Source organism: Vibrio genomosp. F10 str. ZF-129 (assembly GCF_000287055.2).
Taxonomy (GTDB): domain Bacteria; phylum Pseudomonadota; class Gammaproteobacteria; order Enterobacterales; family Vibrionaceae; genus Vibrio.
The window spans coordinates 67388-73387 of sequence record NZ_AJYQ02000020.1; the positions used below are offsets into that span (position 1 = coordinate 67388).

General features: G+C 39.1%; 8 protein-coding genes. 6 read left to right on the forward strand and 2 right to left on the reverse strand.

Annotation, left to right across the window (positions count from 1 at the left end):
* Window positions 1-116: 116 nt before the first annotated feature.
* The 5 genes from A1QO_RS03845 to A1QO_RS03865 all read left to right on the forward strand — a co-directional run bounded on the left by A1QO_RS03845 (window position 117) and on the right by A1QO_RS03865 (window position 4198).
* Complete coding sequence (locus A1QO_RS03845; protein WP_017041807.1) at window positions 117-1520, forward strand: DNA cytosine methyltransferase; 1404 nt, start codon at window positions 117-119, stop codon at window positions 1518-1520.
* Window positions 1521-1569: 49 nt separating this feature from the next.
* Window positions 1570-1950, forward strand: coding sequence for a hypothetical protein (locus A1QO_RS03850; RefSeq protein ID WP_198927271.1), 381 nt, complete (start codon window positions 1570-1572; stop codon window positions 1948-1950).
* A 24-nt stretch (window positions 1951-1974) separates the two neighbouring features.
* Window positions 1975-2544 (forward strand): hypothetical protein, encoded by a 570-nt coding sequence (locus A1QO_RS03855; RefSeq protein ID WP_017041809.1) that lies wholly within the window; start codon window positions 1975-1977, stop codon window positions 2542-2544.
* Window positions 2545-3298: 754 nt separating this feature from the next.
* Window positions 3299-3574, forward strand: a complete 276-nt coding sequence (locus A1QO_RS03860) for a hypothetical protein (protein ID WP_017041810.1) — start codon at window positions 3299-3301, stop codon at window positions 3572-3574.
* A gap of 48 nt (window positions 3575-3622) precedes the next feature.
* Window positions 3623-4198: a hypothetical protein gene (locus A1QO_RS03865; RefSeq protein ID WP_017041811.1), complete on the forward strand. Its 576-nt coding sequence runs from the start codon at window positions 3623-3625 to the stop codon at window positions 4196-4198.
* A gap of 65 nt (window positions 4199-4263) precedes the next feature.
* On the opposite strand, the gene A1QO_RS03870 is transcribed toward A1QO_RS03865, so the two are convergent.
* Window positions 4264-4746: a hypothetical protein gene (locus A1QO_RS03870; protein WP_017041812.1), complete on the reverse strand. Its 483-nt coding sequence runs from the start codon at window positions 4744-4746 to the stop codon at window positions 4264-4266.
* Between the two features lies 1 nt (window position 4747).
* Window positions 4748-5212: a hypothetical protein gene (locus A1QO_RS03875; protein WP_017041813.1), complete on the reverse strand. Its 465-nt coding sequence runs from the start codon at window positions 5210-5212 to the stop codon at window positions 4748-4750.
* Window positions 5213-5544: 332 nt separating this feature from the next.
* On the opposite strand from A1QO_RS03875, the gene A1QO_RS03880 reads away from it, so the two are divergent.
* Window positions 5545-5760: a hypothetical protein gene (locus A1QO_RS03880; protein WP_017041814.1), complete on the forward strand. Its 216-nt coding sequence runs from the start codon at window positions 5545-5547 to the stop codon at window positions 5758-5760.
* Window positions 5761-6000 lie beyond the last annotated feature (240 nt).

The window sequence follows — 6000 nt, forward strand, 5'->3', positions numbered from 1 at the left end:
AGTCGATGCTAACCACTTATCACAGCACCTAAGCTGGCATCATTCTTAATACCACTAAACTACTTAGTGCCTTACTAATTCTCGCTATTTTCATAGCATCCACACAAGGAAATACCATGACTACTATTGTTAATACAGTACTTTCAGAAAATCGCGGGAAACCCCGTGTTTGGCTTGAGGGCGAAAAATTGGCTCGCGAAGGTCTGGAAGTTGGAATGACCTTTGATATTGAGATCAAACATTCGAAGTTCATTCTACGACCTACAGAAAATGGCAAATACACCGTTTCAAAACGAACAAGAAACGGCCTTGTTCATCCTCTGATAGAACTTACTAATGAAGAACTTCGTGAAGTGTTCAAAGGTGTAGAAATGCTGCGTGTTGCTATACACAAAGGCAAAATCATCATTTCAGAACATCACATGACAAAAAGAATTGCTGAGCGTGTTAAACGCTTAGTTAGGAAAGTCAAAGCGAACAAGCCGCTTGATATAATGAGTTTATATCATGGAGGTGGGGGGTTGGATCTCTCTCTTCATGATGGGATGGCTCAAGCTGGAATAAAAAGCCAAATCGCTTTGGCTATTGAGATGGAGTCAACTTATCTCGATTCCTCACTCCGGAATAACCCTCAATTGTTTTCATCTAACTCATTAATCATTGAGTCCAAAATTCAATCGGTAAATTATTACAAAGAAGGTAAGCAATGCGATGGGGCATACCTTGGTATTCCTTGCAATGCAAGTTCTCGTTCTGGCCGCTCTAAGAACGGCACTTGGGGTGATACTAAAGGAAAATTTGTTGAGTCTCACGATGAAGCTGGCACATTGTTTTATCAAGCTATGATGCTGATTGATCAAGCAAATGTCGCGTACGTGGTCATCGAAAATGTACCCGAGTACGCTCAAAGTGCATCTGCAGATATTATCAGAAGTTTACTTACATCCTGGGGCTATAAATTTCAGGAAGCAGAACTCTGCGGTACTGACTTTGGCTCATTAGAAAAACGAACACGGTGGTGTTTAGTCGCTGTTACAGAAGGTTTGGAGATTGGTGATCTCGATTTAAGCAACCTTCAATCAATGCATACAAAACCAGAAAAAATTAGCGATATCTTCCAAGATGAACCTCTATCACAAGATGATTGGAAGCGTTATGAATACTTGGCTGATAAAGCAGAGCGTGATGCTAAAGCTGGCAAAGGATTCAAGCGCCAACTACTGACAGGCAATGAACCCCATTGTGGGACTCTCGGGAAAGGCTACAAAAAGGCAAGAAGCACCGAGCCGTTTATTTTGCATCGAGACTTTAAGGATAATGGACTTCAGAGACTCTTTACTGAGATTGAACACTGTCGTTTGAAACGTTTTCCAGAAAGCTTCATAGCGAATAATTCTGCTACTCGATCCCATGAGATACTTGGGCAAAGTGTTGTATACTCAGTATTTTTTGCTGTTGGGTATGCTCTCGGCAAGGCCATCAGAAATGATGGACAAATTGACTTATCGTTAGCTGCTTAATAATAAAGGGGCGTTAAGCCCCTTTATTTCCAATTTAACACAAGGAAATATGATGGGTCCAAAACACTCCATGGTTGAGTTTTTCAACCAAACTACGCTTTGTGGGAAATCGATTATTCTAGAGCTCCATGGAACTCATGGTTCTATTACTAAGATGACTATCGGTTCAAGATTTGATGTTTATATAAAATCACTATCATCGGGTGGTTTGCACAATAGTAAATTGAACCAAATTTTTAATTTCTTTAATCATTATCTGCCTCTTATAGATATATCGGAGATTGGCAAAGCATGGCAATGTTACCAAAAAGCATTGAGCCAGAAATCGGACAGCATTAACTCTGCTTTTTGGAACTACTTTGAAGGTAAACGAATTCGATTTCTTGATAGAAAAAAGACGGTTTTCGAATGGTGCTTACCTAATTCTTAATACAACCACACAAGGAAATACAATATGATTTCTACGAAAATAGTTAAGTCTGACTTGGATAAAGTCAGAAATAATTTCAGATCGTTTGGTTTGGCACAGTCTAACCGGATGAACATGAGAACGCTGGTTTCTGGCGTGATGCAACTTAAGGGATATTCATCGTTAACCCATGGCAAGTTCGGTGACTATATAACACGGAAGTGTCCTCATAGTGAGTGTGATGGCATCGCAACAGACTTCGTGAAAGATGGAACTACGGTCTGCGCTTGTCCCTCATGCTTATCTATTGTTGATGTAAGTACAATTGATGTTGAGTACAGTTCTTTAACCCCCCGAAAATGTAAAGAAATGGCAAATTCTGGTTTAAGAAATGCAATGCAAATTCTTAAAGAAGGTCAAGATATACATTTGATTCAAAATGTTATTTTGATTGCTAAAAACGCTCAATATTTTTGGTCCAACAAACAACAATTCTTGGCTGATACCTTTGTGCTGAATGATATAGAGTCTCTAAAACTAAGAAGTGCTGTATTTCATACATTGATGACGTCAAATACAACTAATAAATTACTAGATAATCTACTTAGTAATTAGTAATCAAAAGCTGCCTTTATGGCGGCTTTTTTATTACATGTTTTTTTGAATTATAAAATTATTGGGTAAAAAATTATTCACTATTTTCATATTTGTTTAGTAGAAATATGCGACTCGCCTCATGTTATGAGCGGTATGGAATTACTATTTTAGTATTATAATTATTGCGTGTACTTATATTATGGATTTTATTATGAAAAGATACTTATTATTTTTGACTACCCTACTATACTGCTTTGGCATTAATGCATCTAGTGACTCCGTTGACTCGACATCTTCTGTAGTATCTGGTGTTTCGCAAGCGGCGAATTTTTCCTCTACTCAATCTGTTTTGGAACAAATGCGAGCGGAAATTGCGGATTTATATCGTAGGGACTCCCAACAACATGGCAGAATCACTGCTTTGGAGAAAGCGCCACCTCCTTCCAGCGGAGGAGGTAGCGGTGGTTCAAGCGTAGGTCATTGGAGTTGCTACGGAAGCAGTCCTCCAGGTGCTTCTGGCCCTGTCTGTTCGCCAAGAGGTTCGAAAATAAATGGTGCCAATGGTTATTGTTCTTGTAATTAAAATTAAAAAACCAATCATTGATTGGTTTTTTGTTTGATTGGAAAAACTTAGCAATAGGTATACACTATTAGTTCCACTGTAACTACGATGCTTATGTTACGACAGCTTAGCTGGCATCATTTCTTTATACCCCTCTCACCTTTTGGTGAACTCTAAGCCTTTATTAAGGCCACACACAAGGAAATTATTATGAATGCCATTCATCAAATCATCCGCACTCGCTTAATAGATAAACTGAGTAAGTCGAATTCTAGTACCGATGTAGCAATTGGTATGATCAAAGTACAGAACCTACAAGAGATTCAATCTGGTGTAATTACTTGCACTGCTATCACTAATCATCATGGAAAGATTCTTACGTCTCCTCGACGAATTATTGCTTTCTTCGGTAACGACGGAGTCAGTATAAGAGCCAATGACACCAGTGGTACTTGGCTTGCTCGCGTTTGTTACAGTCAATGTTAACCCACTTACTTTAAATACGACCTTTCGGTCCACACAAGGAAATACATCATGCTAAATTTAGCAGAACAAATGATAGTAACTGAATCAACGGTTACTAAAGAACAACTGGCCGAGGATTTTGCCTCAAGTGCTAAAACCAGCATCTTTCGAAAGACTGCTGCAGCACCGCTAAAAATCCTGCTTGAAAACAACTGTATTAAGGGTAGTACCTTAAATTTTGGAAAGGGGAAATATGACTGTGATTCTAATGCAATCCGCGAGGTGACACATTGTCAGGATTACGATTATACTCATTGCCCAATAAACATACTTGGTAGAACATGGGATACCGTATATGCGGGTTACGTGATGAATACTCTCCGTCCACGGAGCCGTCAGGTTGTGTGGAGTCAAGTAGCAGCTGCGACTAAAGGGACGGCTTACATTGCTGTTAGAAGCGATAAAGATCGGGGTATTCGAGGTGAGCCGATGGATGATGGCGTAGTTACGATCCGGAATACATTTCAGATTGGATATACTGAACAAAAGCTTTTGAGTGAGGCAGCTCAATTCTTCGAACATGTTGAAATTGTTAAAGGAAAATCAGGATTTAGAATAGTGAAGTGTTCACATTCTCCATTCTAACTAAGCAGAAAGGTCGTGCCAATTGGTACGACCTTTTTCGTCTAAAAAAAGAACCCATAATGAAGTTACTTTTCTATTTCAACGTTACCTCTGATCAAGTCGCCCACTAAAACTCTTACACCATCAGTTTCTGAATGAAAATAGATGTCGATACCATCATCTATTTTTGAGCTATCGAAGTCTTCCTTAGGAATTTTTAGTTTAATACCAAGACTAGGTAGAAAACTAATGAAGAACTTGAGCGCTGATAATTTATCGGCTGGGATTTGCTCTGTTGTCAGGTTCGCTGCAATAGCTTGCTCTTCTGAGGCTCCAAATTTAATAGACGTAAATCCAAAGCTCTCCGCTTCCGATATGAGAGAGTCAGATCGCCTGAACGGTTTAGCCACTTTGATTCTCCAAGTAGAAAGAACCAACCGTTTTCCATCAATTGGGATGACCATGTAGTAACTATCTCGTTCTTTGAACTTTACTCCGTAGCACTCGACCAAGGGTGATTGTGCAATGCGTTCCTTCAAAGAGGCGGTGTTTATCAATCCATCAAACATATTACTGGCTACCCTCTGATTTTATGTGGCCATGACGATGCAATACCTCTTCAACGACTTCGACGATTTTTCTTGTTTCTCGAACCCTAGTATTTATAGCGTTAATTTTGGCCTGTCGAACACTTTCAAGACCAAAATGACCGTTGTAACCCTGCAATGAAATGAACACAATTGAGAGTATGGTCGCGACGGAGTACGTTTGAAGTATAACATTTATTATATCCTCGCTTGTAGAAGTCCTAATTGTATCTAGCCCTTCGGCTCCCATGAACAGTGTCACAACTATCGAAAAGAATAAGAAAAGTTTGAATGAATAGTTAATAGTGGCACCTAAAATTTTGGCCAAGGCATGAATAGTCCATTTCACTTGTGTTGTCAAAGTGTGCATTTTCTCATCATGGTCGTCGAGGGTCATTAGTAGTTCACTTTCCATTTCTTTCATAATGGATTCGGTTTTAGTCTTCATATTTCATTCCTTTGTGTGTTGGTTAAATTACAACCTAACACATTAGTGCGATGTGCGATAGTGCAATATCGCACATTGCACGTTTAAGCATGTTTTTGTCCAAGTGAGTAACATTCCTATTGAGATTAAACGCCCCCGAATCTTTGTGAATTGGTAGAGTTTGATTAAGTAATTAATGCGTCTTGAGATTTTATATGTAAGCGATATCAGTGATATTGAATTAAGTAAATAAGCTAGGTCACTTTATGGTTAATCCGTATCGCTGTGCACATTGAGGCACTTTTCAATACCTAATTTAGATATGTCACAGGCAAACAAGGGGCGAACCTATAATGAAATTGAATGCATTGATTGAGTACCTAAATACCAATGAGTGGATAGAATCGCCACGGTTTAAGAATCACTTCATAAAGACTGGCATTGTTGGATTTGTCGCAATTGACCATACAACAAGGGAAGCCTTCATTGTGGAATTTCCTGGTGATGTCCCATGGGCGAGATTTTCTGACATTGAACAGTTTGAGAGAGATATATTACATTTACAGTGATGACTTCGATTAGTTAAATTTAACCATCCCATTCACCAAAAATTAACTAAACATCATAGAACATCGGTGCCGTTTAGAAGCATGCAATCGACAGGTTTTTTTGTCATGTACTCGAGCGGCGGTCGCATCTTCTAAAACTAGAGGGAATTGAGCTGAGTATTGGTATTGGGGGGGAAGCCACACACAAAGACACGAGTGTCGGAAGCCAATAGTTTGGCTAATTACAATAAAGTCTGATCA

Excerpts from the sequence above, each read along its gene's own strand:
- A1QO_RS03845 (WP_017041807.1), top strand. The coding sequence starts at position 117 with ATGACTACTATTGTTAATACAGTACTTTCAGAAAATCGCGGGAAACCC.
- A1QO_RS03850 (WP_198927271.1), top strand. The coding sequence starts at position 1,570 with ATGATGGGTCCAAAACACTCCATGGTTGAGTTTTTCAACCAAACTACG.
- A1QO_RS03855 (WP_017041809.1), top strand. The coding sequence starts at position 1,975 with ATGATTTCTACGAAAATAGTTAAGTCTGACTTGGATAAAGTCAGAAAT.
- A1QO_RS03860 (WP_017041810.1), top strand. The coding sequence starts at position 3,299 with ATGAATGCCATTCATCAAATCATCCGCACTCGCTTAATAGATAAACTG.
- A1QO_RS03865 (WP_017041811.1), top strand. The coding sequence starts at position 3,623 with ATGCTAAATTTAGCAGAACAAATGATAGTAACTGAATCAACGGTTACT.
- A1QO_RS03870 (WP_017041812.1), bottom strand. The coding sequence starts at position 4,746 with ATGTTTGATGGATTGATAAACACCGCCTCTTTGAAGGAACGCATTGCA.
- A1QO_RS03875 (WP_017041813.1), bottom strand. The coding sequence starts at position 5,212 with ATGAAGACTAAAACCGAATCCATTATGAAAGAAATGGAAAGTGAACTA.
- A1QO_RS03880 (WP_017041814.1), top strand. The coding sequence starts at position 5,545 with ATGAAATTGAATGCATTGATTGAGTACCTAAATACCAATGAGTGGATA.